This is a genomic window from Rhodanobacter lindaniclasticus (genome assembly GCF_004799035.1).
In the GTDB taxonomy this organism is placed as follows: Bacteria; Pseudomonadota; Gammaproteobacteria; order Xanthomonadales; family Rhodanobacteraceae; genus Rhodanobacter; species Rhodanobacter lindaniclasticus.
Genome location: NZ_MWIO01000102.1, coordinates 1 through 752 on the forward strand (window position 1 = coordinate 1; position 752 = coordinate 752).

The following is a 752-nucleotide window of genomic DNA, read 5'->3' on the forward strand; positions in this document are numbered from 1 at the left end:
CCTCTCCCGGAGGGAGAGGGGAGCGGAGCGGAACCGTTCGCGGCGGCGTCCTTGACGTCGTTCATGGTGACCACGCCGTCGGCGCCGCTGGGGCGCACGCGGGTCAGGTCGACCTTGAGCTTCTTCGCCAGTGCGCGCACCGCCGGCACGGCCTTCACGCCGCCGATGCTGGCGGCCTGCTCGACGTGCACGGTGTTGCCGCTGACCATCGCGCCAACCACGGTGCCTTCGTCCTCGCGATCGGCCTTGGCCGCGGCGGGTGCGGGTGCGGGTGCGGGTGCCGGTGCCGGTGCCGGTGCGGCTTCGGTCTTCTTCGGGCCATGGTGGTGGCCGGTGGCTTCGGCCTCGGCGCGCTGCTTGGCGTTCGGATCGGGTTCGAACTCGGCCAGCGCGGCGCCGGTCTCGATGATGTCGCCAGGTGCGCCGTGCAGCTTGACGACCTTGCCGGTGTACGGCGAGGGCACGTCGACGACCGCCTTGGCGGTTTCCATCGAACACAGCGGCGCGTCGAGCTTGATGTTGTCGCCCACCTTCACGTGCCACTCGACTACGGTTGCGTCGGGCAGGCCTTCGCCGAGGTCGGGGAGGTAGAACGTCTTGATGTCAGCCATGAGTGAGCTTCCAGGTTGGAATTTGCTCCCTCTCCCCTGCGGGAGAGGGCTGGGGTGAGGGGCCGGGGCTTGCCTTGGGTTTCATCGAAACATGCTTCGATGAGTCCTGCCGCAAGCCCTGCCCCTCATCCGCCCCTTCGG

The 752-nt window shown here is 68.9% G+C and carries 1 protein-coding gene; it reads right to left on the bottom strand.

Annotation, left to right across the window (positions count from 1 at the left end):
• On the bottom strand, positions 1-611 hold a 611-nt coding region (locus B1991_RS18525), incomplete at its 3' end, for a biotin/lipoyl-containing protein (RefSeq protein ID WP_210772179.1).
• Positions 612-752: the final 141 nt, after the last annotated feature.